At 68.1% G+C, this 24,255-nt stretch carries 25 protein-coding genes; 5 read left to right on the top strand and 20 right to left on the bottom strand.

Features of this window, described 5'->3' with window-relative positions:
- Window positions 1-22: 22 nt before the first annotated feature.
- The 9 genes from ACIG5A_RS41535 to ACIG5A_RS41495 form a co-directional block, all read right to left on the bottom strand.
- Window positions 23-1,447, bottom strand: a complete 1,425-nt coding sequence (locus ACIG5A_RS41535; protein ID WP_397250695.1) for an MATE family efflux transporter — start codon at window positions 1,445-1,447, stop codon at window positions 23-25.
- Window positions 1,448-1,454: 7 nt separating this feature from the next.
- Window positions 1,455-2,546 carry a PLP-dependent cysteine synthase family protein gene (locus ACIG5A_RS41530; RefSeq protein WP_397250693.1) on the bottom strand — a complete coding sequence of 364 codons (1,092 nt, stop codon included), beginning with the start codon at window positions 2,544-2,546 and terminating at the stop codon, window positions 1,455-1,457.
- Window positions 2,543-3,907 carry an alanine racemase gene (locus ACIG5A_RS41525; protein ID WP_397250691.1) on the bottom strand — a complete coding sequence of 455 codons (1,365 nt, stop codon included), beginning with the start codon at window positions 3,905-3,907 and terminating at the stop codon, window positions 2,543-2,545. Before ACIG5A_RS41525 ends, ACIG5A_RS41530 begins: the two co-directional genes overlap by 4 nt.
- Window positions 3,898-4,875 (bottom strand): ornithine cyclodeaminase, encoded by a 978-nt coding sequence (locus ACIG5A_RS41520; protein ID WP_397250689.1) that lies wholly within the window; start codon window positions 4,873-4,875, stop codon window positions 3,898-3,900. The genes ACIG5A_RS41525 and ACIG5A_RS41520 overlap by 10 nt, the downstream gene beginning before the upstream one ends.
- Entirely contained in the window at window positions 4,872-5,552 is a 681-nt protein-coding gene (locus ACIG5A_RS41515; RefSeq protein WP_397250687.1) for an ABC transporter ATP-binding protein, read from the bottom strand. Before ACIG5A_RS41515 ends, ACIG5A_RS41520 begins: the two co-directional genes overlap by 4 nt.
- 2 nt (window positions 5,553-5,554) lie before the next feature.
- Window positions 5,555-6,412, bottom strand: a complete 858-nt coding sequence (locus ACIG5A_RS41510) for an ATP-binding cassette domain-containing protein (protein ID WP_397250684.1) — start codon at window positions 6,410-6,412, stop codon at window positions 5,555-5,557.
- The gene (locus tag ACIG5A_RS41505) at window positions 6,409-7,152 is read right to left on the bottom strand and encodes an ABC transporter permease (RefSeq protein ID WP_397250988.1); all 744 of its coding nucleotides are present in this window, start codon (window positions 7,150-7,152) and stop codon (window positions 6,409-6,411) included. Before ACIG5A_RS41505 ends, ACIG5A_RS41510 begins: the two co-directional genes overlap by 4 nt.
- 223 nt (window positions 7,153-7,375) lie before the next feature.
- The gene (locus ACIG5A_RS41500; protein ID WP_397250682.1) at window positions 7,376-8,395 is read right to left on the bottom strand and encodes an ABC transporter permease; all 1,020 of its coding nucleotides are present in this window, start codon (window positions 8,393-8,395) and stop codon (window positions 7,376-7,378) included.
- Window positions 8,365-9,972 (bottom strand): ABC transporter substrate-binding protein, encoded by a 1,608-nt coding sequence (locus ACIG5A_RS41495; RefSeq protein ID WP_397250680.1) that lies wholly within the window; start codon window positions 9,970-9,972, stop codon window positions 8,365-8,367. The genes ACIG5A_RS41500 and ACIG5A_RS41495 overlap by 31 nt, the downstream gene beginning before the upstream one ends.
- 424 nt (window positions 9,973-10,396) lie before the next feature.
- Between ACIG5A_RS41495 and ACIG5A_RS41490 the strand changes: the two genes are divergently transcribed.
- Entirely contained in the window at window positions 10,397-10,885 is a 489-nt protein-coding gene (locus ACIG5A_RS41490) for a hypothetical protein (RefSeq protein ID WP_397250678.1), read from the top strand.
- 68 nt (window positions 10,886-10,953) lie between these two features.
- Here the strand turns inward: ACIG5A_RS41490 and rpsA are convergent, their stop codons facing one another.
- Window positions 10,954-12,420 carry a 30S ribosomal protein S1 gene (gene rpsA / locus ACIG5A_RS41485; protein WP_397250675.1) on the bottom strand — a complete coding sequence of 489 codons (1,467 nt, stop codon included), beginning with the start codon at window positions 12,418-12,420 and terminating at the stop codon, window positions 10,954-10,956.
- 245 nt (window positions 12,421-12,665) lie between these two features.
- Between rpsA and ACIG5A_RS41480 the strand changes: the two genes are divergently transcribed.
- A complete protein-coding gene (locus tag ACIG5A_RS41480) occupies window positions 12,666-13,514 on the top strand; it encodes a methyltransferase domain-containing protein (RefSeq protein WP_397250673.1) in 849 nt (282 codons plus the stop codon).
- A gap of 51 nt (window positions 13,515-13,565) precedes the next feature.
- Here ACIG5A_RS41480 and ACIG5A_RS41475 read toward each other — a convergent pair whose 3' ends face one another.
- The 4 genes from ACIG5A_RS41475 to ACIG5A_RS41460 all read right to left on the bottom strand — a co-directional run bounded on the left by ACIG5A_RS41475 (window position 13,566) and on the right by ACIG5A_RS41460 (window position 16,355).
- Entirely contained in the window at window positions 13,566-13,766 is a 201-nt protein-coding gene (locus ACIG5A_RS41475; protein WP_397250671.1) for a cold-shock protein, read from the bottom strand.
- Between the two features lie 87 nt (window positions 13,767-13,853).
- Window positions 13,854-14,006 (bottom strand): hypothetical protein, encoded by a 153-nt coding sequence (locus tag ACIG5A_RS41470; RefSeq protein ID WP_397250669.1) that lies wholly within the window; start codon window positions 14,004-14,006, stop codon window positions 13,854-13,856.
- Between the two features lie 9 nt (window positions 14,007-14,015).
- Window positions 14,016-14,900 carry an SPFH domain-containing protein gene (locus ACIG5A_RS41465; protein ID WP_397250667.1) on the bottom strand — a complete coding sequence of 295 codons (885 nt, stop codon included), beginning with the start codon at window positions 14,898-14,900 and terminating at the stop codon, window positions 14,016-14,018.
- Window positions 14,901-14,957: 57 nt separating this feature from the next.
- The gene (locus ACIG5A_RS41460; protein ID WP_397250665.1) at window positions 14,958-16,355 is read right to left on the bottom strand and encodes an FAD-binding oxidoreductase; all 1,398 of its coding nucleotides are present in this window, start codon (window positions 16,353-16,355) and stop codon (window positions 14,958-14,960) included.
- A gap of 71 nt (window positions 16,356-16,426) precedes the next feature.
- On the opposite strand from ACIG5A_RS41460, the gene ACIG5A_RS41455 reads away from it, so the two are divergent.
- The gene (locus ACIG5A_RS41455) at window positions 16,427-17,326 is read left to right on the top strand and encodes a LysR family transcriptional regulator (protein WP_397250663.1); all 900 of its coding nucleotides are present in this window, start codon (window positions 16,427-16,429) and stop codon (window positions 17,324-17,326) included.
- A 218-nt stretch (window positions 17,327-17,544) separates the two neighbouring features.
- On the opposite strand, the gene ACIG5A_RS41450 is transcribed toward ACIG5A_RS41455, so the two are convergent.
- The 5 genes from ACIG5A_RS41450 to ACIG5A_RS41430 all read right to left on the bottom strand — a co-directional run bounded on the left by ACIG5A_RS41450 (window position 17,545) and on the right by ACIG5A_RS41430 (window position 22,452).
- Complete coding sequence (locus ACIG5A_RS41450) at window positions 17,545-18,507, bottom strand: phosphotransferase family protein (protein ID WP_397250661.1); 963 nt, start codon at window positions 18,505-18,507, stop codon at window positions 17,545-17,547.
- A 70-nt stretch (window positions 18,508-18,577) separates the two neighbouring features.
- Complete coding sequence (locus ACIG5A_RS41445; RefSeq protein WP_397250986.1) at window positions 18,578-19,330, bottom strand: amino acid ABC transporter ATP-binding protein; 753 nt, start codon at window positions 19,328-19,330, stop codon at window positions 18,578-18,580.
- A 20-nt stretch (window positions 19,331-19,350) separates the two neighbouring features.
- A complete protein-coding gene (locus tag ACIG5A_RS41440; protein WP_397250658.1) occupies window positions 19,351-20,310 on the bottom strand; it encodes an amino acid ABC transporter permease in 960 nt (319 codons plus the stop codon).
- A 3-nt stretch (window positions 20,311-20,313) separates the two neighbouring features.
- Window positions 20,314-21,177 carry an ABC transporter substrate-binding protein gene (locus ACIG5A_RS41435; RefSeq protein WP_397250984.1) on the bottom strand — a complete coding sequence of 288 codons (864 nt, stop codon included), beginning with the start codon at window positions 21,175-21,177 and terminating at the stop codon, window positions 20,314-20,316.
- A gap of 183 nt (window positions 21,178-21,360) precedes the next feature.
- Window positions 21,361-22,452 (bottom strand): isocitrate/isopropylmalate dehydrogenase family protein, encoded by a 1,092-nt coding sequence (locus ACIG5A_RS41430; protein WP_397250982.1) that lies wholly within the window; start codon window positions 22,450-22,452, stop codon window positions 21,361-21,363.
- 133 nt (window positions 22,453-22,585) lie between these two features.
- Here ACIG5A_RS41430 and ACIG5A_RS41425 point away from each other — a divergent pair, with 133 nt between their 5' ends.
- Window positions 22,586-23,107, top strand: coding sequence for a 2'-5' RNA ligase family protein (locus tag ACIG5A_RS41425; protein ID WP_397250656.1), 522 nt, complete (start codon window positions 22,586-22,588; stop codon window positions 23,105-23,107).
- Window positions 23,108-23,154: 47 nt separating this feature from the next.
- On the top strand, window positions 23,155-23,526 hold the full coding sequence (gene trxA, locus ACIG5A_RS41420) for a thioredoxin (protein WP_397250654.1): 372 nt from the start codon (window positions 23,155-23,157) through the stop codon (window positions 23,524-23,526).
- A 72-nt stretch (window positions 23,527-23,598) separates the two neighbouring features.
- On the opposite strand, the gene ACIG5A_RS41415 is transcribed toward trxA, so the two are convergent.
- Window positions 23,599-24,069 carry a 2-keto-3-deoxygluconate kinase gene (locus tag ACIG5A_RS41415; protein ID WP_397250652.1) on the bottom strand — a complete coding sequence of 157 codons (471 nt, stop codon included), beginning with the start codon at window positions 24,067-24,069 and terminating at the stop codon, window positions 23,599-23,601.
- Window positions 24,070-24,255 lie beyond the last annotated feature (186 nt).

The following is a 24,255-nucleotide window of genomic DNA, read 5'->3' as shown; positions in this document are numbered from 1 at the left end:
GTCGACTGCGCTCGACGGATGTCTACCAGCCCGCCCGAGCCTTCCCGGGGACCGCGGCACTCGCCGGATCGAGCAGTGCCGCGGCCTCGGCCGAGCGGGTGCGGAACGAGCGCCAGACGAGCAGCGCGGTCGCGCCGAAGCCGAGGCACAGGCCGAGCCACACACCGGGCCCGCGCCAGTCCAGCCAGTAGCCGAACACCGCCATGGCGGGCACGCCGACCGCGAAATAGCCGATCAGCGTGTTCCGCATGCCCGCCGCGGTGTGCCCGATCCCGCGCAGCAGCCCGATGGCCAGGTTCTGCGCGCCCTTGCAGTACTGCTGCGCGATCGCGAACCACAGCAGGGTGGCGGCCGCGGCCGATACCGCCGCGTCGTCGCGGTGGCCGCCGAGGAACGGGGCGAGCACCGCCGCGGGGAACAGCAGATAACCTGCGCCGACCACGGTCATGAAGGCGAAGCCGAGCGCGAAGGCGCGCCGGGCGATTCCGGCGACCTCGCCCCGTCTGCCCTGCCCGACCACGCGGCTCACCAGAATCGACGAACCTTGGGACAGGCCGATATTCACCTGGTACACGATGTAGGCCAGCTGGTTGACGATATTGCTCGCCGCGAGCGCGACCGGGCCGAAACCGCCCATCAACAGGGTCGCGATCGAGGTGATCGCGGCCTCCGCGCCGTAGGTGAGCGCGATCGGCGCGCCCATCCGCACGATGCGCAGCATTGTCGCGCGCTCGGCGTGCCAGGCGCGCAGCGAGAGCAGCGGAGCCAGTACCGGGTCGCGGCGCACCGTGCGCAGATAGGTGAGGCAGGTCCACAGCTGAACGAGGGTGGTGGACAAGCCGATTCCCGCGAGGCCGAGTGTCGGCATGCCGAGCCAGCCGAACAGGAACACCGCGTTCAGCAGCGCGTTGACGCCGATGGACAGCAGCGTCACGCGCAGCAGCGACCCCGCGCGGCGCAGCCCGACGGCGAACTGGCGCAACACATTCAGCCACAGCATGGGAATCAGGCCGGGTGCCAGCGTCCAGATGATCGGCCTGGCCAGCTCGACGACGGCGGGGCGCTGGCCGAGCGTGCCGAGCGCACCGCCGAGGCCGATCAGCACGGCGGCCCCCAGCAGCGAGGTCAGCGTCGCGACGGCCAGCGCGGCACGCACGTACCCACCGACCTCACGCCGCGCCCGCTCATCGAGTTCCGTTGTCCCCGTGCGCTGTTCACCGCGCCCGGCGGCTGCCGCGATCAGATTGCCGACGCCGGTGACCATGCCGACGCACATGGTGCGCACCTGGTTGTACAGCAGCAGCGCGAGCCCGCCCGCCGCCACGGCGGCGATACCGAGCACGCCCATCATGGCCAGGTCGACCGTGGTGAGCGCCACCTGGGCGAGCTGAAGTCCGGCGATCGGCGCGGCGAGTGCGAGAATCGCGCGATAGGGGCGAATCGTCATGCGGCGCTCACGCTCCCGTCGTCGCGGTATCGAGGGCGGCAAGCCGCACCGATTCGTCGTAGGCGCGCAGCAGCCGGATCATCCGCTGATGCGCCGCCTGGTCGTAGACGCCGCGGTCGATCAGCCACTGCTCGTCGTACACCGTGTCGAGGTACTTCTCGCCCGCATCGCACACCAGCACCACCACCGTGCTGCCCGCGGGCAGATGCACCAGCCGCCGCAGCGCGAGGTGGATCGCGGCGCCCGCGGTGCCGCCGACCAGCAGTCCGGTGCGCCGCGCCACCACACGCGCGGTGGCGAACGCGTCGGTATCGCCGACCCGGCAGCCCTCGTCGATATGCTCGTAACGCACGTTGGCGCCGACCGGGAAACCCGCGGGGCTGCCCGAACCGGTCTGCCAGTACGGCGCGGCCGCGCCACCGAAGATGATCGAGCCCACCGGCTCGACACCGATGGCGTACACCCGGGAACCGAACCGGCGCAGCTGTTCGGCTGTACCGCACAGCGATCCACCCGTGCCGACGGCGCCGACCAAGTAGTCGACATCGGTGCTCAGATCTGCCAGCAGTTCCCCCGCCAGCTCACGGTAACCCGCGTTGTTGTGCGGGTTGTTGTGCTGATCGGGCCGGAACGCGCCGGTGCGCGTGGCGATTTCGCCCGCGACGCGGCGGCGCTCCACCGTGCTCGGCCCGCCGCTCTCGGCGCTGTCCACGTAGACCAGTTGTGCGCCCATGGCTTTCATGGCGCGCAACTTGTCCTTCGCGGCGTGGCCGTCCACCACCGCGGTGAAGGTGTAGCCGCGCTCCAGCGCGAGCAAGGCCAAGCCGGTGCCGGTGTTGCCCGAGGTCGGTTCGACGATATGCCCGCCGGGGCGCAGGTCACCGCTGCGTTCGGCCTGCAACACCATTTCCCGCGCCATCCGCACCTTGGCGGACCCGGTCGGGTTGAACTGCTCCAGCTTCAGCAGCAGCCGGGTGCCCGCACCGGTCCTGGCCAATTCGAGCAGCGGGGTCGCGCCGATGAGGTCGGAGGCGCGGTGCACCACGTTCTCGCGCAGCCGGGGCAGCGCGGGCAGCTCGGCCACTTTCGGTATCGTCATCGGTCGAGCCGCCATCGAATCCGGCTGCCCGAGATACTGATCTCGACCTTCGGCGGCAACGGCAACTGATGGAATTCGCTCTCGTTCTTGTCCATCTGGTAGCCGGCGGTGTTCGGGTAGATGAGCAGGTCGCCGTGCTCGGGTCGCTGCGGCAGCGGCACTTTGCGCCAGGTGAGCACGTCGTATTCCATGCAACTCGCGCCGCCGACGCAGCTGGCGATCGGTTCCGCGCCTGGATCGCGGTAGCGCGGCGCCAGGATCGGATCGGGCAGGAATTCGCTGCCCTTCCACTGCTCGGAGACACTCATGCTCAGCCCGTGCACGGTGGTGATGCCGTAATCCGCGTTCTGCTTGTATCCGAGCACCGGGAACACGGTGCAGCCCGCATCGATGAGCAGTGCGCGCCCCGGTTCGAGGAACAGCTCGATATCGTTGTCGCACAGACGCGTTGCCAGGGTCCGGCCGTCGATCGTGGTGGCCAGGACGGCGTCGAGCATGGCGGCGCCCGTCGGCTCCTGGGCGTACGGGTAGAACTTCTCGAAACGCTTTCCGGCGTGGAACCATTCGGCGCGCTGCCGTTCGGTGAAATCCGCCCAGTCGTCCGCGTCGAGGTAGCTGCACGCGAAACCACCGCCGATCGAGATCGCGGTGACCGGCAGCCCGCGGGCCTTCGCCGCCCGGCACCGGTCGATCAGCGCGTGCGCGAACTCGGCACGCGGACGCACGTCGTAGCCGTCGAGATGGAAAGAGTAGCCGAGCAGTTCGACCACCGAGGTCAGCTGGGCGCACCGGTCGATCGCGCGCTCCATATCGTGCTCGGACAGGCCGAAACGGCTGTGCGGTGCGGTGGGCGGCAAGCAGCGCAACAGGATACGCACGCGGCCGTCGGCGGCCGCGACCTGGGCGAGCCGCTCCAGTTCGTCCAGGGCGTCGATCGCGATCACACAGTCGTGGCGGGCGGCGAGCCGCAGCAGCGCGGTCGTTTTGGCCGCGCCGGTCACCCCGATATCGCGGCCACGGACGCCGTGCGCGAGCGCGTGCACCAGCTCGGGTTCGCTCGCCGCGTCGACGGCGCCGCGCAGGTCGGCCGTCGCCCGTAACCAGCAGCCCGCCTTGTTGGCCTTCTTGCCGTAGTACACCTGACCTCGAACACCGTGCGCCGCAAGCACTTCTTGGAACGCACGGAGGTTGTCCTCGAACCGGCGCGGGTAGACGAGATGGAACGGGCCGCCGACGGCGTGGTGGATATCGAAGAGCAGATGCCGGTCCTCACGTACCCGGCGTAGCCACTCCTGTTCCAGCGCGGGCAATGTCGGCAGATCGGTGGATGCGGCGCGCAAGACCGCCGTGGTCACTTCCACAGGTGCACCCGCTGTCCGCGACCGGCGGCCACCGCACGAGTCGCGAGCGCGTGCGCGACCGGGATATCGGTGATGATCATCCCGCTGGAGAAGGCGAACACCCGATCGGCGTCGTCGCGTCGGCCCACCGCACGGCCCGCCACGATATCCGGCAGTTCCGCATCGATCACCACCTCGCCATTCGAACCCGCCAATCGCGTTCCGGTGACACCCAATTGGCCCACACTGGTGGCGATCGCATAGTCGGCGCCGCGCAGCGCACCGCTGGCCACGCCCTTGCTGGCCACCGAGATCAACAACCCGCCCGGCTTCAACCATTCGGTGTGCACCCGGGGGTGCGCCGCCCGGCCGGACGCGACGACCACGATGTCGGAGTGGGCGACCGCCGACGGCACGTCGTCGACCAGTTCGATCTCCCGATCCGGGAAGTACCGCCGCATGGTGGCGATGCTCTCGGCGATACCGTCGGGATGGGTGCCGAACAACCGGAGCCGCTCCAGCCCCGGCAGCGCGGTCAGCAAGTACGGCAGCGTATTCCGTCCCTGCACCCCCGTGCCGAGCATCAGCACACTCGTAGCACCCGGTCCGGCACAGTGTTTCGCGGTGATCGCCGTCGTCGCCGGTGTCCGCGCGGCCCCGATCCGCTGGCAATCCATGAACGCGAACGGCAACCCGGTCGCGTCATCGTACAAACTGATTGTCGTGTAATACTTTTCGGCGCTCGCGCTGCCCTGCCGATACGACGTCTTGAATCCGACCTGATCCAGCGACCCGTCATATCCGAGCATCGAATACGACACAGCGTCCCGCTCCCCCTTGGGAATAGGCATCATCAACTTCACCGGGCACCGGGATTCCCCCCGCGCATATGCCAGATACCCCTCCTCGACCAATTCGATGACCTCCCCCGGGGTGATATCGATATCGGCCAGATCGCTGCGGGTCAGAACATGCAATGCGTTACTCATAGAACTCCGATGTCATTCGATTCGAACGGAAATCCGGCGGGCCGCATCGCCGCGCCGGGTACAGCAGAAGATTCGGACGTCAGGCGCACGACCCGATCGGCGCAGACGTCGAGCAGGGGAATGTCGTGGCTGATGAAGAGCACGCCGACGCCGGTACGAGCCAACTCGGTGACGGTGTGCACCACGGTGGCCGTGGTGGCCGGGTCGAGCATGGCGGTCATCTCGTCGCAGAGCAGGTAGTCCGGTCGTGCCGCGAGGACTCTGGCGACGGCGGCACGCTGCAATTGACCGTCGGAGACCTGCGCCGGATAGCGATCGAGCAGATCCGGTGTCAGACCAGCGGATTCGAGGATGCGCGACCAGTCGATCGGGCCACGCGCCAATTCCGTGATGGTCCGGCGCAGTGTCAGCCGCGGACTGCACGACCGGCGCGGCGATTGGAACAGCATGGCGATCCGGCCGTCACGGCGGCGGGACAGTGGCGTGCCGTCACAAACCACGCGACCCGCATCGGGGCAGCGCAAACCCGAAAGAACCTGCGCCAGTGTGCTTTTACCCGCGCCCGACGGTCCGGTCAGTCCGACGACCTCGCCGGAGGCCACAGCCAGCGAGAGATCATCCAGAACCCGGCGACCGCCGAGTGCGACCGAAACATGCTCGGCAGACAACGATCGCACGGTCACCGCACCCCGCCCCTGACGGGCGCAGAAGAGCGATCGCCGTAGCGGAATTCGTCGGGCAGGTTGACCAGTTCGGGGGTGGGGAACGGCAGTGACCGTAATCCGTTCTCCGGCAGTGCCGCGAGCAGGTCCGCGGTGTAGCGGTGCGCTGGGCCGGCGAGAACGGTGGTGGCGGGGCCGGATTCGACGAGGCGGGCGGCGTACATGACCGAAAGGTCGTTGCAGATGCCGGATTCGCGGAGGGCGGTGAGGTCGTGGGTGACCAGGAGGACCCGGCCGCCGTCGGCGGCGAAGGCGCCGAGCAGTTCCAGGATCGCCGACGAGCGTGCGGCATCCAGTGCGGAGGTCGGTTCGTCGGCGATGATCAGGGCGGGGTCACCGGCCAGCGCGAACGCCATGGCCGCGCGCTGGGCCATGCCGCCGGATAGTTCGTGTGGATAGCGGCGCAGTACCACCTCTTCCAGGCCGACGCGGGTGATGAGTTGGGCGGGTGTGTATTCGGTGCCCAGGTGACGGATGGTTTCGGCCAGTTGTGGTCCGATCCGGCGGACCGGGGTGAAGTAGGTCATCGCGGACTGCGGGACCAGCGCGACGGTGTGGCCGCGCGAGCGCCACAGCTGCGCGGTGTGCAGCGTGCGGTCCGCGAGTTCCAGCGTGACCGCGCCGGACATCTCGGCACGCGCGGGCAGCAATCCGGTGATCGTGGCCGCCACCATCGACTTCCCCGAACCGGATTCGCCGATCAGGCCGTGCACGGTGCCGCGCCGCACCACCAGGTCCGCCTCGGTCACCGCGTGCACCACCCGCCCGGGTCCGAGCGGGATGCGCACGGTCACCCGCCGCAGTGTCAGCGTCATCGCGAAACCTCCTGCAGTAGTTCGGCTTTGCGCTGCCAATGCCTGCCCGCCACGGAGACCGCGAGCGTCACCGCCACCAGCACACCCGCCGGGAACACCAGCAGCCACCAGTCCCCCAGCAGCAGCGAGGCCTGCGCGTCCGCCAGCAAGGTGCCCAGCGACGCCCGGTGCGGCGGCAACCCGACCCCGAGAAACGACAGCGTCGACTCGTGCCAGATGGCGTGCGGGATCAACAGCACCACGCCGATCAGCGCCTGCCCCGCCGCCACCGGCACGAAATGGGTTCGCACGATCCGCCATTCGGGCAGCCCGCGCAACCGCGCCGCCTGGACGAACTCGGCATGCCGCAGCGCGAGCACCTCACTGCGCACCACCCGCGCGATCGACGTCCAATGCGTCAGCACCAGCGACACCACGATGGCGAGCACCGATCCCCGATACATCGCCACGATCAGCAACGTCAGCAGCAGGCTCGGCAACGAGTTGACCGCGTCCACCACCCGCATGCTCACCCGATCCCACCAACCGCCGAACGCCCCCGCCGTAACCCCGACCAGCACACCGACAATCGCCGCCCCCACCGCCGTTGCCACCGCGATCACCAGCGAAACCCGCATCCCCTCCGCCACCCGCACGAACACATCTCGCCCCGCCCCATCCGTCCCGAACGGAAACTCGACACTCGGCCCCCGCCGACCGACCGCGAAATCCACCAGCGCCCCATCCACCGGCCGCACCATCGGCACCAGCACCGCATACAACGCGGCCACCACCAACACCCCGCACGCTGCGACAAGCGCGAGCCCGGGCGACCCGGTTCGAATACGGGCGACCCGCCTGGCCTGTCGCGCCCGCCGAGCCGCACTACCGGGCCCTCGGCGTGGACGCCCGGTTCGCCCCGACTCACCGTCAGATCCGCCCGCCGTCACAGCTTCCCCGGTGCCGCCCGAGTTCGCCGCCCGGCTATCCATCGGCGTCGATTCGGGGATCGATCAGAACTCCGGCCGCGTCGGCGGCGAGATTGCCGAGGAGCACCAGCGCGGTGATCAGCACCGTCATGATGGCCAGCAGCGGGAAGTCCAGTGCGCGCGCGGCTTCCACGGTCGCCGAGCCCAATCCCGGCCAGCTGAAGATGGTTTCGACCACGGTCGCGCCGACCACCAGTTCGGGTAGCCGGGCGCCGCAGAGGGTGAGGAAGGGGACGATGGCGACCGGGAGGACGTGGCGGAACGCGATGACGCGCCAGGGCAGTCCGCGTGCTTTGGCGCCCTTGATCGCGTCGCCGTCCAGGCTGCGGGCTACCGTTTCGCGCAAACCCAGTACCAGCCAAGGTAGTTGGGTCACACCGAGCAGCGTCGCGGGCAATATCAGGTGGCGGGCCGTCGACGCGGCGTCGACACCGCGACCCGGATCGGTCAATCCTGCTGCGGGGAACCAGCGCAGGGTCAGCGCGAACAGCAGTACCGCGCCGAGTGCCAGCACGAACGGCGGAACAGCTTGCAGCACAATCGCACCGGCGCTGATCGCCCGATCGGCGAGTCCGCCGCGGCGCAGTCCCGCCCACGCGCCGAGTACCGCGCCCAGCGACAGCGCGACCACACCGCCGAGCACGCCGAGCAGCAGGCTCCACGGAAGCCGTTCGGCCAGTACCTGAGTCACCGGCTGGTGGTAGGAGCGCGACTCCCCCAGTTCGCCGCGCAGCAGATCGCCGAGCCAGGACCACCATGCGCCGAACCAGCTCTGGTCCAGGTTCAATCGGTTCCGCAGGTCGGCCCGCTGGGTTTCGGTGAACGAGTCACCGTGCGCGCCGAGGTAGGCGTCGAGCGGATCGAACGGGCTGGCGGCCGCGAGCGCGAATACCGCGAGCGAGATCAATATCGCCAGCGGTACCGCCGTGGTCAATCGCCGCCCGACCAACCGCCCTGCTCGCAGTCCTCGATGATCGACGCCCATCACCGGGTCCAGCGGGATAGTCCGTACCACGGCCCCCACGCGACGCCGTGGGTGTGCGGTTCGAGCGCGGTCGGCGTCATCCGCCAGCCGTTGTCCCGCACGACGTACACGTGGTCGGTGGTGACCAGGGCGAGCATCGCCGGATCGCGGTGGTATTCGGCCTGGTACTGCCGGTACAGCTCGGTGCGCCGCGCCGGATCCGCCGCGACCCGCGCGGCGTCGAGTATCTCGTCCATCCTCGGGTTCACATAGTCGGAGGCGTTGTCCCACTTGGAGCCGACCCCCGGCACGGCGTACTTCGAGTGCAGCTTCGGATACAGCTGCGAGTCCACGGTGTAGGGCTGTCCGCCGCCGCCGAGCAGGAACGCGGTGTGCGCCAGGTACTCCGGTGTCATCTTCTTCTTGTCCACCGCGACCGGCGTGATGTCGATGCCGATCTGCTTCGCATCCGACACCACCGCCAGGGTCAGGTCGCGGCGCAGCACTTCGGTGGGGTAGTAGGCGATCTCGAACGCGGCGCGCCGCCCGTCGCGCTCCCGGATCCCGTCCGCGCCGATCCGCCAGCCCGCCGCGTCGAGCACCCGCGCCGCCTCGCCCCTGTCGAACGCGAAATCCTGTGCCGGGTCGTAGATCTCGCCGTACACCTGATTGATCAGCGTGGATATCGGCGCACCATGCCCATCCAGAATGTGCTCGACCATTCCCTTGCGATCCACCGCGTAGTTCAGCGCCTTGCGGATCGCGGGATCACCGGCGACCGGATGCCCGGACGGCAAAGTGATGGCGCGCCAATCGTTCGCGACCGCCGATACCATCCGATACCCGTTCTTGGCGGCGGCCCGCGCCAGTTCCGGCGGGAGCACTGTGCCGTCGGCCCCGTCGCGCAGCTGACCCGCCCTGGCGTTGTCGTCGTCGCTGCGCCGGATCACGAACCGCCGCACCGCTGCCCGCGCACCCCAGTAGTCGTCGCGCGCGGTGAGCACCACCTGATCCGGCCGCGATTCGGTCAGCGCGTACGGCCCGGTCCCGATCGGCTTGCGATTGAGCTCGGCCTTGTCGACCGGCCCCGGTGTGGCGAACGCCTCGGCGGGCGCGATCCCGAGGAACAGCCGGTGATCGAAATCGGCGTAGGCGCCGGTGAGTTCGAATTCGACGGTGTCCGGCCCGGTCTGCGTCACTTTGCGCAGGAAGTCGTACTCGGCGGCGATCGGCGCGGCAAACCGCGGGTCGGTCAGCGAATTGTAGGTCGCCACCACATCTTCCGGCCCGAACGCGCTGCCGTCCGAGAACCGCACATCGGTCCGTGTGCGCACCGTCCATCGCGACAGATCTCCGCCGACCGGCTCCGGCGCACCCACCGCGAGCACCGGCACCGCCGCCGGTATCCGATCGCTGACCCCCTCCTGCACCCGGTACAGGCCCTCGAAGATCTTCGACTCCCCGTTCTTCCCCTCCCCGAGCAGCGGATGAAAGTTCCCCAGCTCCTCGGTATCGATCACCACGAACTGCCCGGCATCCCCGGTCGTCGCTCCCGGCGCGGCGCACCCCGTCACGACAACGACGAATGCCGTTGCGACAGCACCTATCCCGGCGCGAAACAAAGTCATGCGAGCATAGTAAGCGTATTGACAACGCTTTTCATTATCGATAACGGGTGACGACTCCCACAATCGCCCACCCCGGCTATAGCCAATCGACGCGAGACCGTCGCGCACCAACGAGCATCCGAGCCGAAGCGCCACGCGACCCCGCCGAATGGCTACTCCGACAACACCTTCGATGTCGTCGACGGCGCAGCCCACGCGGCGCCCAGTGCTGTATCTCTACGACGCATTCGGCCCCGGCGAAAATCCACCGGGGCCGAATACTTTTCCCCCGAACGGAACTAACCAGACATTTCCGACAGCGAATTGCCGGGCGACGCGACACCAGCCCGCCATCCAGAATAAATAGCAGTCTGCTATCTCTAAACCAGTACGCTCTAGCTCGAATCTGGTTACCGACCGGAACGACAGAACGGAGTATCGCGAGATGAGTCCGACCCGTCTGTATTCGATTACCGCAGGCGCCGCACTAGCCGCAGGGCTACTGGTCACAGCGCCGCACGCCAGTGCCGACCCCATCGTCGGCCGCTGCTCAGGTGGCACGATCTCCTGGAACGGCAACGGCGGCACCGTCGACCTCGGCGGCGATATCACCGGCTGCGCCGGACATGGTTCCATCAACAGCGCGCGGCTCCGTGGCGTCAGCAACGGGCAGGGGTGCAATACGATGACCGCCCAGAACGACATGTACCTGGACTGGAGCGATGGACAGACGTCCCATCTCGTCGGCAGCTATATGACCCCGGCGAATGGCTACTCCGACAACACCATTCCGGTTGTCGACGGGCTCGGCGCGGGCCAGAAGGTGCGCGTGGTAGCCCAATACAACTTCGGCGATCCCGGCACCTGGGGATTCTGCATGGGCGGACCGAACAGCGGAACCGCCCAGGTGCTCAGCGCCGAATTCCTGCCGTGATCTGACGCCCGAAAACAACTGCGCCCCAACCGGAAACCGGTTGGGGCGCAGTTGTCAGTACTGGACGATCAGGCGTTGCCGGAGAGCTTCTCCCGCAGAGCCGCCAGCTGGGCGTCGCTGGCCAGCGAACCGCCGGCCGGCTCGGCCGCGGCCGACGAGGAGGACTGCGAACCGCTCTCGGAGGAGTAGTTGCCCGCGCCGCCGTTCGCGGCCTCGGCCGCGGCGTCGGCCGCCATCTTCTCCATCTGGGCGGTGTGCATCTTGTGGCGACGCTCCGCCTCGGCGTAGCGGCCTTCCCACTCTTCGCGCTGCTTGTCGAAGCCCTCGAGCCACTCGTTGGTGTCGGGATCGAAGCCCTCGGGGAAGATGTAGTTGCCCTGGTCGTCGTAGCTGTCGGCCATGCCGTACTTCGACGGGTCGAACTCGGCGTGGTAGTCCTCGTTCGCCTGCTTCAGCGACAGCGAGATCCGGCGACGCTCCAGGTCGATGTCGATGACCTTGACCATCGCGTCGTCGCCGACGGCGACAACCTGGTCCGGGACCTCCACGTGGCGCTCGGCCAGCTCGGAGATGTGCACCAGGCCCTCGATGCCCTCTTCGACGCGCACGAACGCACCGAACGGAACCAGCTTGGTGACCTTGCCCGGCACGATCTGGCCGATCGCGTGGGTGCGGGCGAACTGACGCCACGGGTCTTCCTGGGTCGCCTTGAGCGACAGCGAGACGCGCTCGCGGTCCAGATCGACGTCGAGGACCTCGACGGTGACCTCGTTGCCGACCTCGACGACCTCGGACGGGTGGTCGATGTGCTTCCAGGACAGCTCGGAGACGTGCACCAGGCCGTCGACGCCGCCCAGGTCCACGAAGGCACCGAAGTTGACGATCGAGGAGACCACACCCTTGCGGACCTGGCCCTTCTGCAGCTGGTGCAGGAACTCGCTGCGGACCTCGGACTGGGTCTGCTCGAGCCAGGCGCGACGCGACAGGACCACGTTGTTGCGGTTCTTGTCGAGCTCGATGATCTTGGCCTCGATCTCCTTGCCGACGTACGGCTGGAGGTCGCGGACGCGACGCATCTCGACCAGCGAGGCGGGGAGGAAGCCGCGCAGACCGATGTCCAGGATCAGGCCGCCCTTGACGACCTCGATGACGGTGCCCTTGACGGCCTCGTCCTTCTCCTTGAGCTCCTCGATGGTGCCCCACGCGCGCTCGTACTGAGCCCGCTTCTTCGACAGGATCAGGCGGCCTTCCTTGTCCTCCTTGGTGAGAACGAGGGCCTCGACCTCATCGCCCACGGAAACGACCTCGTTCGGGTCGACATCGTGCTTGATGGAGAGTTCGCGGGAGGGGATGACGCCTTCGGTCTTGTAACCGATGTCGAGCAGGACCTCGTCGCGGTCGACCTTGACGATGGTTCCCTCGACGATGTCACCATCGTTGAAGTACTTGATCGTTGCGTCGATGGCGGCGAGGAAATCCTCGGCAGAGCCGATGTCGTTGACGGCTACCTGCGGCGAGGTGACGGTGGAGGGCATGTGTGGGTTTGCTCCGGACGGATTGTGGTCGGTTGCGGACATTGGAACTTTCGGTACGCTGCGTTCTCACCGGCGCTGGTGTGATTGACGGACACTAGTGAACGTACCGCACGCAACGCACGTGATTTTCAGCACGGGTCGAACTCCGGTACGGCTGTACAGAAGACACTCGCGCGTTCAGCGTACGCGACCTTGGTCCGGCCGGGCAAACCGGTTCTCCCGCCACGCCGGTTACGCTGACCGGCGTGTCCGAAGAACGCCATGCGCAAGCGAACGCACTGCTCGGAACCGCGGGTACCGCGCGGACCAGGATCGGCTCGGCCGCGAGTCAGCAGGCCAGCCGTCGCTGGTGGGATGCCGACGCCACCCAGTACCACGAGACGCACGCGGATTTCCTCGGCGTCGACTCGCCGGGCGGCGAGTTCGTCTGGTGCCCGGAGGGCCTGCACGAGGGCGATATGCACTTCCTCGGCGAGCTCGCGGGCAAGCGGGTGCTGGAGATCGGCTGCGGCTCGGCGCCGTGTTCGCGCTGGCTGGCCGGGCAGGGCGCGCAGCCGGTCGGCCTGGACATCTCCATGCGGATGCTCGATCGCGGGCTGGACGCGATGGCGCGGGGCGGGCCGCGGGTGCCGCTGGTGCAGGCGGGCGCGGAGCATCTGCCGTTCGCGGACGAATCCTTCGATCTGGCGTGTTCGGCCTTCGGCGCGGTGCCGTTCGTCGCCGACTCCGGCCTGGTGATGCGCGAGGTGGCCAGGGTGCTCCGCCCCGGCGGTCGCTGGGTGTTCTCGGTGAACCATCCGATGCGCTGGGTGTTCCCCGACGATCCTGGCCCGGCCGGGCTCACCGCCTCGATCCCGTATTTCGACCGCACCCCCTACGTCGAGGTGGACGGCGATGGCGAGCCGACCTATGTCGAACACCACCGCACCATCGGCGATCGGGTCCGCGAGATCGTGGCCGCCGGCCTGCTCGTCACCGATATCGTCGAACCGGATTGGCCGGAATGGCTGGACCGGGAATGGGGGCAGTGGAGCCCGCTGCGCGGCGAATTGTTCCCCGGCACCGCCATCTTCATCACGCGTAAACCGGACTGAGCCGAACGCGAATCCGCGCCCCTTCCTGCGGAAGAGGCGCGGATTTCGGCGTCAGAGCGGCCGTACGTGTTCGGCCTGCGGACCTTTCGGCCCCTGGGTCACGTCGAATTCGACCCGCTGATCATCGTTCAAGCTCTTGTAGCCGCCCGACTCGATGGCGCTGAAGTGGACGAAGACGTCCGGGCTTCCGTCATCCGGGGCAATGAACCCGAATCCCTTATCCGCGTTGAACCATTTGACAGTGCCTTGCATCCTTGCTCCTGCCGTCGTGGAACCCTGACCGATCGGCCTACATCCTGACGCGTCGACCGGCAGATGTCGCGCATTTGCGCCGGGCCGTCATTTCGGTTTGCGGCCCGCTTGCTCCAGCGCGAGCCGCAGCGCGTACTCGATCTGGGCGTTGACGGAGCGGAGGTCGTCGGCCGCCCACTTGGCGATGGCGTCGTGGACGGCCGGATCGAGACGTAGCAGGAGCTTCTTGCGCTCGGCCATGGCCGGACCTCAGGAGTACAGCGTGCCGGTGTTGACGACGGGCTGGGTAGGTCGGTCACCGCACAGGACGACGAGCAGGTTGGACACCATGGACGCCTTGCGTTCCTCGTCCAGTTCGACCATGCCCTGTTCGGCCAGTCGCTCCAGCGCGAGCCCGACCATGCCGACCGCGCCCTCCACGATCTGCGTGCGCGCGGCCACCACCTGCGCGGCCTGCTGGCGGACCAGCATGGCCTGGGCGATCTCCGGCGCGTAGGCGAGGTGGGTGATCCTGGCCTCGAGCACCTCGATGCCCGCGGTGCCGGTGCGTTCGCGCAGTTCGACGGTGAGTTCCTCGGCCACCTCGACGCCGTCGCGCAGGCTGGTGCGGCCCGCGTCGTGCGCGTCGTAGGGGTGGGTGGTCGCGAGGTGGCGGACCGCCGCCTCGGACTGGGTCTCCACATACTCCTCGTAATCGTCGACGGCGAAGGCGGCCTTGAAGCTGTCCACCACCCGGTAGACGACCACGGCGGCGATCTCGACCGGATTGCCGTCGGCGTCGTTGACCTTGAGCTTCTGCGTCTCGAAGTTGCGCACGCGCAGCGAGATGCTCTTGCGGTCGGTCAGCGGCACCACCGAGAAGAAGCCCGGTTCGCTCACCGAGCCGATGTAGCGGCCGAAGAACTGCACGACCTTCGCCTCGTTCGGGTTGACCACCGTCAACCCGGTGGCCAGCAACAGCAGGGCGACCACGACGAGCGTCGCGACGATCGCCGCGACCAGCGTCGGCACGTTCTGCTCCTTCGCGACCTCCACGTACCCCCACGCCGCGCCTCCGCCGAAGCCGACGATCAGCACGAACAAACCCAGCAACACCGGGAATCCATTGACATGGAAGGCAGCCCGAAGCTTCATGACATCCTCCTGGTATCAGAGTGATATCACCATGATAGCCCCGGGCCGCCGCGCCGGCTAGTCGGTCCCGCCCGCCGGACGGATGTTGCGGTTGAAGCGGAACATATTGTCCGGGTCGTACTTCGCCTTCAGCTCCGCGAGCCGGGCGTAGGTGGCCGCGGCGTAGCCCGCGCGGGTCTGCGCCTCGTCGGCGGCGGCGCCCGCGCCGTATATGAAGTTGAGGCTGTGGCCGATGGTCCACGGCGCCAACACCTTTCGCACCAGCGCCTGCGCTTCGGGCGCGACGTCCGGCGCATCCGGATCGGAGCCGGTGATGACGCGCGCGACATAGCCCGCGTCGCGGTGATCGACGGCGATCCCGGATCGGCCCGCCGTGCCGAGCGCGCCACCGAGGTGCCGAATATCGACCACGGCTCGCACCGGTCCGCCGGGGCCGGTGACGGAAAGCAAGGCCGCCAAGGCTTCTCCGGTGAATTCGCCGAGCATGGCATTGGTGGCGGCGTAGGCGTGCGGGTGGTCCGGATCGCTGTGGATGGTGTGCGATTCGGTGTACGGCATGGTCCGCAGGTCGTCCTTCAGCCGCGCGCCGACCGCACGCAGCGGCGCGACCAGCCGCTCCCCCTCGGCCGCCGGACCGGTGAACGCGATCCGGATCGAGGCCACGTAGCGCCCGCGCAGTGGTGCGGGCAGCTGCGGAATATCCGGATACTCCAGCATGGCGACGGTGGAGGTGAGCGCCTCGGGCACGGTCGCGGTCCACTGCCGCCACGCCTCCACCGCCTCGGCGGCGAGCGGCGCGTCGAACACCAGCTGCCCGCCCCACACCTCGGTGACCGGCACCAGCTCCAGCTCCAGCGCGGTGACCACGCCGTAGTTGCCGCCGGTGCCGAGCACCGCGGCGAACAGTTCGTCGCCCGGGGTCAGCCTGCGCACCCTTCCGTCCGCGGTGACCAGCTCGATCGCCAGGACGTATTCCGCCGCGTAGCCGAATTCCCTCGCCAGCAGCCCGATTCCGCCGCCGAGGGCGTAGCCGATCACGCCGACCGACGGCGAGGAGCCGTTCAGCGGCGCGAGCCCGTGCGCGGCGGCCGCGGCCACCAGCGCGCCCGCCCGCACCCCGGCCGCCACCCTGGCGGTGCGCGCCTGCGCGTCGACGGTGATGCCGGTCATCCGCCGGGTGCTGATCAGCACGCCGCCGGCGGCGGCGACCGAGAGCCCATGCCCGGTCGCCTGCACCGCGACCGGAAGTCCGTGGCGCGCAGCGTATTCCACGGCACTGCGGACATCCTCGACGTGCACGGCGCCGACCACCAGTTCGGGGCGATGGGTGTAGTCGGTCTGGAAGCCGGCGATCTCCTGCTCGTACCCTTCGTCGCCGGGACGGAAGACCGGACCGGTGAACTGGTCGGTGTCGAGGGCCTGTGCCGCGTTGTTCGCGATGACGTTGTTTCCCATGACTTAGACAGTGCTCGACCGCAAGCCAGAAGTACAACAGCTAGTTTTTCTCATAGCTATAATCATCAGTTATGGAACTACGCCAGCTCCGCTACTTCGTCACCGTGGTCGAAGAAGCCAACTTCACCCGTGCCGCGGCCAGGCTGCACCTGGCCCAGCCCGGGCTCAGCGCGCAGATCCGGCAGCTGGAACGCGAACTGGGGCAACAACTCCTGGATCGCGGCGGCCGCACGATCACGCTGACCGAGGCGGGCGCCGCGGTGCTGCCGCTGGCGCGTGAGGCCATCGCGGCGACCGAGCGGATCGCCAGCACGGTGGACGAGTTCACCGGACTGCTGCGCGGCCACGTCCGGGTCGGGCTCATCTCGGGCGCGGCCTCCGAGGAACTCGACATGGCCGGTGTGCTCGCGGACTTCCACGATGACCATCCGCAGGTCGGCATCAGCCTCACCGAGGACACCTCCGAGCGCATGCTCGCCGCCGTGCGCTCCGGCGAGCTGGATATCGCGCTGGTCGGATTGACCGGCGCGCCACTGGATTCCGGTATCGGCGTGGACATCGTGCTCGACGTGCCCGTGGTCGCCGCCGTGGCCGCGCACGACCGCGCGCACGGCAAGAAGACCACCCTCGCCGCCCTGCGCGATCAGCCGCTGATCTGCCTGCCGCGCGGTACCGGCGTCCGCGGCGTCCTCGAACAGGCCTGCGCGACAGCGGGATTCACCCCGAACATCGCCTTCGAGGGGGCCGCGCCGCCACTGCTGCTGCAACTGGCCGCCCGCGGCCTCGGCATCGCCGTCGTCCCCGCGCTCACCGACGAGGAGGCGGCCGCGTTCGGCGTGCGCGCCATTCCCTTCACCGACGTGGAGTTGCGCGGCCGCCTCGCCCTCGCCTGGCGCACCGACCGGCCCGCCGCCCCCGCCGCGAAAGTCCTACTTGGCCAACTCCGTATCGCCATGGCGAACAAGCACTAGGCGTACCTCCGCATTCGCTCCGGCCGTGCGCGAACCGGACTCCGTCCGCTGCGCACCTCCCCGCATTCGCTCCGGCCGTGCGCGAACCGGACTCCGTCCGCTGCGTACCTCCCCGCATTCGCTCCGGCCGTGCGCGAACCGGACTCCGTCCGCTGCGCACCTCCCCGCATTCGCTCCGGCCATGCGCGAACCGGACTCCGTCCGCTGCGTACCTCCTGTCAGGCACCCCACAGGGCGTCGGCGAGGCAGTCCAGATCGGTGATGCCGGTGAGGTCGACCGGGAATCCCGCCAGCACGTCGAAATCGTGCAGGAAGGTGAAGGCGAGCATCTCGCGCGGAAAGGCCGGGGTGCGCGAGAAGCCCGCCGTGTCGAGGGCGGCCGCGAGCAGTTCGCGGTCGCCACGAAAAGCGTTGAGGTGCAACTGAACCAAGCCGTACCGGAAGTCACCGGCGTAGACGTCGTTGAAGTCGATCAGCCCGGTCACCTCCTGCCGTGCCGGATCGGCGAAAAGATTGTCCCCACTGAGATCCCCGTGCACGAACACCGGTGCGGCCCCGTCGATCAGATCGTCGACATCGGGCAGGAATCCCTCCACGGCGTCGAGCAGCGCGCCGGACAGGTGGCCCCACTCCCGATGATCGGCGACCGTCGATGACCGGCGCGGCCGCAGCATGTCCACGAATTCCCCTGCGTCGCACCCGAGTACGCCGGTGTCGATGAGCGGGACCGCGCGCAATCGCCCGATCAGCTCGCCCGCGCTACGCGCCAATGCCAGTTCGCCCTGCCGATCGGCGGCCGCGAAGCTACGCCGCCACGGCAGGCCCGCCACCGCCGACAGCACCAGAAACGGCCAGCGCCAACCGTTTTCGCTCGGCAGCAGCTCACCGCGGGCCAGCAATCGAGGGATCGGCAGCCCGTGCCCACCGAGTACCCGGTACGCCTCGGTCTCCGAGACCAGGCTTTCCGGCCCGGACCAGTACGGCGCGAAGATCTTCACCACCGTGCCGTTGTCGCCGACCACCACCGGATTCGTGCTCTCGCCCGGCACCGCGAAACTCCCCGGCTGCGTGAGTCCCACCGAGGCGAGCGCGTGTCTGGCCCACGGTTCCCACAGCCCGAGATCGTTGCGGCGACGCGCATAAGCGGCATCGGAGTCCAGCTCGCTCAGGTCCGGCAGCACGGCCCGGACAATACCGTCTCCGGCCGGGCGGCGGGCGCAGACGCACCGCCACCGGGCCGGGCGAGCGGAGTTACAGCAAACGGGACAGGAACGACTTGGTGCGCTCGTGCTTCGGGTCGGCCAAAACCTCACGCGGAGCACCGGATTCGACGACGACGCCGCCGTCCATGAAGACCAGCTGATCGGCGACCTCGCGGGCGAAACCCATCTCGTGGGTGACGACCACCATGGTCATCCCATCGGTGGCCAGCTCACGCATCACCGCGAGCACCTCGCCGACCAGCTCCGGATCGAGCGCCGAGGTCGGCTCGTCGAACAGCATCAGCTTCGGATCCATGGCCAGCGCACGGGCGATCGCCACGCGCTGCTGCTGACCACCGGAGAGCTGGGCCGGATAAGCATTCGCCTTCTCCGCCAGGCCGACTCGGTCGAGCAGTTCCTTCGCCCTGGCGATGGCGTCGGCCTTCTTGACCTTCTTGACCTGGGTAGGCGCCTCGATGATGTTCTCCAGCGCCGTGCGGTGCGGGAACAGGTTGAAATGCTGGAACACCATGCCGATTTCGCGGCGCTGCCTGGCGGCGTCGCGCGGGTGCAGCTCGTAGAGCTTGTCGCCCTTCTCCCGGTAGCCGACCAGCTCGCCGTCCACGTACAACCGACCGGCGTTGACCTGCTCCAAATGATTGATGCAGCGCAGGAAGGTCGACTTGCCGGAACCGGACGGGCCGATCAGGCACAGCACCTCGCCGCGGGACACCTCGAGCGATACGCCCTTGAGCACCTGCAGCGCGCCGAAGCTCTTGCACACCCGATCGGCGGTGATCATCGCCGGGGCATTGTTGTCGGTCATTTCGCCTTCACCACGTTCTGCGCGTCCGCCAGCTCCTGCAACTGCTTCGAGGTCAGCTGCCGCGACGCACCGCGCGAGTAATAGCGCTCCAGGTAGAACTGGCCGACCATCAGCAGGCTGGTGATCGCCAGGTACCAGGTCGCGGTGACAAGCAGCAGCGGGATCGGCTGGAAGTTGACGCCGTAGATATCGCGGGCGCGGCCCCACAGGTCGGTGCTCAGCGGGAGCGCGGCGACCAGCGAGGTGGTCTTCAGCATGCCGATGAGCTCGTTGCCGGTGGGCGGAATGATGACCCGCATGGCCTGCGGCAGCACGGTGCGGCGCATCGTCTGCGTCCAGGACATGCCGAGCGCGGTGGAGGCCTCGCGCTGGCCGTCGCCGACGGAATTGATTCCGGCACGGACGATTTCGGCCATGTAGGCGGCCTCGTTGAGGCCGAGGCCGATCGCCGCGAAGGTGAACGCTGCCTGCAGGTTCTGCACGTCGAGCTGCACGAACTGCGGCCCGAACGGCACACCGAGGCTGATCGAGCGGTACAGCGAGGGGAACAGGCCCCAGAACACGAGCTGCAGGTACACCGGGGTGCCGCGGAAGATCCAGAGGTACACCCACGCGGTGGCGCGCAGCACCGGATTGGGCGAGAGGCGCATGACCGCGAGCAGCGTGCCGAGCGTGATGGCCAGCGCCATCGCCAGCACGGTCAGCTCGAGCGTGACGACCGCGCCCTGGGTGATCCGCTCATCGAACAGGTACTTGGCGTAGGTATCCCAGCCGTAGGCCTTGTTGGTGGCGGCGCCGTAGACGAACAGTCCGGCGAGTACCAGGGTGATGCCCGCCGCGATCCAGCGGCCGGGCCTGCGTAGCGGTACCGCCTTGATCGGGTCCGGCTCGTTGCCGGTGGGCCCTAGGCCGTGTCCGGGATCGCCGGACACGGCCTGCTTGTCGAGAGACGGCATCGGTCAGCTCTCGGCGCCGTTGATGACCGACTTGGTGATCGCGCCTTCCTGGACGCCCCAGTTCTTGGCGATCTCGGTGTACTTGCCACTGTCGATCAGGTGCTGCACCGCGGCCTGCAGTGCCTTGGCCAGCGGCGAGCCCTTCGCGACGGCCCAACCGTAAGGCGCGGAATCGAACTGGGTGCCCGCGGCCTCGATCTTGCCGTTGCTCTGCTTGATGGCGTACGCGGTCACCGGGGTATCGGCGGACATGCCGTCGACCTGGCCGAGCACCACGGCCGTGGTGGCCGCGCTCTGCTCGTCGAAGGACTTCTTATCGATCGCCGGCTTGCCCTCGGCCTCGCACTTCTTGCTGCGGGCGGGGATCTCCTCGGTGTCCTGCACGGTGGAGGTCTGCACGGCGACCTTCTTGCCGCAGGCGTTGTTCGGGTCGATCGCCTTACCCACCGGCTGCGCCCACTGGCTGCCCGCCTTGAAGTAGGTGGTGAAGTCGACCTGCTGCTCGCGTTCTTTCGAGTCGGTGATCGAGGACATGCCCGCGTCGTAGGTGCCTGCCTGGATCGCCGGGATGATCTTCTCGAAGGCGGACTCGACATAGTCGGCCTTGATGCCGAGGGTGGCGGCGACGGCGTTCATCAGATCGACGTCGAAGCCGACGATCTTGCCGCTGGAATCCTTGAACTCGTTGGGCGCGTACGGAATGTTGACGCCGACGACGATCTTCCCGGACGACTTCTGCTTGTCCGGCAGCAACGCGGCGACCGCGTCGACCTTGTCGACCTTGACCTTCGCCACTTCCGGCGCACTGTCCTCGGTATTTTTCGTACAGCCAGTCAGCACGAGCGCGCCGCCGGCGATGACGCACATCGCCTGCAGGGCACGCCTGCCAAGAACCGATCGAACAGACACAGCAGCCCTCCACATTTCGGATTCGTGAAACCCGGGCGTCACCACCCGTTGGCAATCTAAGCGACCGAGACGCTTCGTGGTGGACAGTAACGGAAGATTAATCCGTTCTTCTGCTGAACACTCCGACTCACAAGTCTTCGACTACCGGCGGTGCACCCTAGCACAGACCTGCTCGGTGAATTCGCTGGTCGAGGCCAGTCCACCCAGATCCGCGGTGGCGATTCCGGCGTGGTATGCCGAGGCGATCGCGCGCTCGATCCGGTCCCCCGCGGCGCGCACGCGCTGGTCCCCGTGCCGAGTTCCCCACCAGTGCAACAGCATCGCCGCCGACAGCTGCAGCGCGGCCGGATTCGCCCTGTTGTGCCCGGCCAGCGCGGGTGCGGCACCGTGCACCGCCTGGGCCATCGCCCTGGTCGCCGAGCAGTTCAGCGAGGCGGCGAGCCCGAGCGAGCCACTGAGCTCACCGGCGAGATCGGAGAGAATGTCGCCGAACAGGTTCTCGGTCACCAGCACGTCGTAATCGCTTGCGGCACGGACCAAATGGGCCGCGGTGGCGTCGACGTGCTCGTCGTCGACCTCGATGCCGGGGTAATCGCGGGCGACGTCGTAACAGACATCACGAAACAATCCCATTGTCATGGGCAGCACATTCGCCTTGTGCACGACAGTGACGTGTTTGCGTCGCGTGGCGGCGAGCCGGAACGCTTCGTGTGCGATGCGCTCACACGCCGCCCGGGTGACGACCCCTACCGCCATCGCCACGTCCTCGGTCGGCCGGAACTCCCCCGACCCGGCGAACATATTGCGGTCGGCGTAGAAGCCCTCGCTGTTCTCCCGCACGATCACCAGGTCGATATCCGGTGCGGCGGCGCGCACACCGGCGAAGGCGCGGGCGGGCCGGACGTTGGCGTAGAGCTCGAAGCGCTTGCGGATGGCGCCACCGGGGGCGATCCGGTGTTCGGCCGGATACGAGGCGTTGTCGTGCGGTCCGAGGATCCAGGCGTCGAGGTCGGCCAGCGCGTCGAGCGTCGGCTCCGGCAGCGGGGTGCCGTGCTCGGCGAGGCCCGCGTGGCCGATCGGTAGCGGCACCCAGTCGGCAGGCGCCGCGCCCGCCGCCGCCAGCGCCTCGTCCACCACCCGCCGGGTGGCCGACACCACCTCGGGCCCGATGCCGTCCCCATCGATCAAGCCGAGTCTGATGCGGCGCTCACCGGGCCCTTCGTGGTTACGCAGGCTGCCGCCTTCGGGCCTGAGGTTCTCGCCGGGCCGCAACCCTCGCGTCGCATCCGTCACCCGGTCATCCTCCCGCAAATCCGGCGCCGATCCCGCAGCGGCCGCCGTGCGCGTCCACTACCGTGTCGTGATCATGGTGCAGTCGGTCGAATTGCTGGTGGACGACGCGGCCGATGCGGAGATCCGGCGGCAGTGGCAGTTACTCGCCGAGGCGGGCGTGGACAGCCTCGCCGGGAAGACCGCGGAGACCAATCGCCCGCACATCACCGTCGCGGTGGCCAAGCAGATGTGGCCGCGCATCGATCAAGCGCTGGAACAGTTTTCGTTCCGGCCGTTCCCGATCCGGCTCGGCGGCGTGCTGGTCTTCGGCGCGCGTCATCCGATCCTGGTGCGCCTGGTCGTCCCGTCCGAGCAATTGCTCGCGATCCAGCGGCGCCTGTTCACTCTGGTCTCCGCCTGTCCAGGCATCCCGGCGAACCTGCATCCCGACGAGTGGACCCCGCACGTCACGCTGGCCCGCCGGGTCCCCGCCGCACAGCTCGGCGAGGCCGTGCACGCGGTCGCCAGGGACCGCGATTTTCCGGCAACGGTAGTGGGTATCCGACGGTGGGACGGCGACCAGCGGCGCGAGTGGCCCGTGGGCCGTGGAAGATAAGAGTAAGCGCGTGCGTTACACGTAGGCACACGAAACGAGAGGACGTCATGGCCACCCAGACGCTGACCCAGCAGAACTTCGACGAGGTAGTCACCGGAAACGACGTGGTACTCGTCGATTTCTGGGCTGATTGGTGCGGCCCGTGCAAGAGCTTCGCGCCGACCTTCGAGAAGTCCTCGGATGCGCACCCCGACGTGGTGCACGGCAAGGTCGACACCGAAGCCGAGCAGGGGCTGGCCGCCGCGGCGAACATCCGCTCCATCCCGACCATCATGGCGTTCCGGGAGGGTGTGCTCGTGTTCGCGCAGCCGGGCGCGCTGCCGCCCGCCGCACTCGAGGATCTGGTCACCCAGGTGAAGGCCCTCGATATGGACGAGGTGCGCAAGCAGCTCGCCGAGCAGGAAGCCGCGCAGCAGTAATCCGCCGCCACGGCAACACAAGCCATACAGCGGGCCGTTCACATCACCGGATGTGAACGGCCCGTTGGTTTTTCAGGTGCCGAGCAGGTTGACCCCGGCGATCATGGCGCGCACCGTCGACTCGGCGCCGTCACCGGCGAGCGCCGCGCCCCAGCCGCGCCTGCCGTTGCATTCGCACTGCACGAAGGTGGCGGTGCCGTCGTCGGTGCGGCGCTGATGGAACTGCAGGATCTCGATCGGATAGCCCGCGTCGTAGAGCGCCGAGGTCATTGCCGCGACGGGGCTGCCGCTCGCGACCACCGTGCGCAGGTGATCGGCGAATTCGAGCGTCGCGGTGAATTCGGCGTTCCGGTTACCGGCGGGATGTGTTGTTTCGAGCGACCTGCAAGCAGTCGCTAGCGACCAGTCACTGAGCCGGATCGGCCCGGTGTGTTCGCAGTAGCGGTCGTGGAACTGTGCGGGCGTCATGCCCGCGCTCTCGGCGCGCAGGCCCTTGGGGGCGGCGGCCAGGAAGGCGTGAGTATCAAGAGTCAGGATGGTCATTGAAAGTAGGTCTTCCCGAGGAATGTCTTGCCACAGTGGACAGAGGGGACCAGCACTAACAAATCAGCAGCCCGCAGCGAGGGGGCCGGTCCGAATCAGACCCCGCTACGGCGGGTTACTACGAGCTCTAGCCGACGGGTGGCCACCATCGCGGTAAGCGGAATTAGCGCGGCGCTGTCGCGGTCT

It is taken from the genome of Nocardia sp. NPDC052566 (assembly GCF_044547285.1).
GTDB lineage: Bacteria > Actinomycetota > Actinomycetes > Mycobacteriales > Mycobacteriaceae > Nocardia.
Note: the sequence above shows the minus strand (reverse complement) of the source record. Positions and strands in the feature narration are given on the sequence as shown.